A 1,100-nucleotide genomic window follows, 5' to 3' on the forward strand; every position below is an offset into this window, starting at 1 on the left:
GTCTTATAACACCGCCAGCACCAGAAGCACCGGATGTGCCCTGAATATTGAGGCCCGGAATCCGCGCAGAAAGCATATCTTCAAGATTGGCCATAGGTGCATTTACTTCAGAAATGTTGATCGTTCCCACACTGTTACCAACCTCCCTCCTTCGAGCCTGACCAGCTGTACCTGTAACAAATACCTCATCCAACATCAAGGGACTGCTTACCAAAGCAAAATCGACATTAACTGTAGAACCAGAAGAAACATCAACCATTTGAGAGGCTGTTTCATAACCGATATAGCCGGCTGTCACTTCATGCCGACCTCCAGGGATCCTATCTATGGTATAATTCCCATCAGCAGTGGATGATGCACCAATGCCCAGTGCAACGATGAAAACATTTACGCCTGCCAAAGGTTCACCAGTTTTAGCATCAGTGACGTTACCAGTAATCACACCCTGGGCGGCAAGGGGTTGAGCTATAACAAAAACCATTATAAGTGCAAACCAAAAAATTCCTGATCCGCTACTTCTATATACCTTTCGGATGATCTCAAGCATATTCAGTCACCTCATTTATTTGTTTAATTTATTTGTTTATAAAGAAAATAAAAAAAGATATGAAGTCTTTATACGTCCCACTCTTACTGACTTTACATAAACTCATACCATCGAGTCAAGATAAATTGTTTAGAATTGTAACACTGTGTATTAATTGCTCGCTTTTCCCACTTGAAAAATGATCGTCTTCATACTGGGTTTTCAAGTGGGACTTAAATAGTTTTGATGATTCAAATATGCGTTTCTACAAAAAACATGCTGGGAACTGGTTGGTGCTCTTTCTCTGTTTCAGTCTCATCACCGGATGCAGTGAGCCTTCCGGTGAACAGTTAGGGTCCCCTGATAACATTGACCCGGAATATATTGCTGGTGAGACCTATTATGGCCGCAACTCATACACGGAATACCGGCCCGGGAATCTACCAATCATCATAGGCGCACCTCACGGTGGATCTGAAAAACCTGAGGAAATACCTGACCGCACTTGGGGCACAACAGGGAAAGATTCCTATACTCTAGAATTGTCCAGAACATTTGCTGATTCACTCAAAGC

The 1,100-nt window shown here is 42.9% G+C and carries 1 protein-coding gene; it reads right to left on the minus strand.

Features of this window, described 5'->3' with window-relative positions:
- Window positions 1-547, minus strand: a 547-nt coding sequence (locus EYO21_02640) for a carboxypeptidase-like regulatory domain-containing protein (GenBank protein HIB02708.1), incomplete at its 3' end; no start/stop codon positions are given.
- Window positions 548-1,100 lie beyond the last annotated feature (553 nt).

The organism is Candidatus Neomarinimicrobiota bacterium (assembly GCA_012964825.1).
Taxonomy (GTDB): Bacteria; Fidelibacterota; Marinisomatia; order Marinisomatales; family S15-B10; genus UBA2125.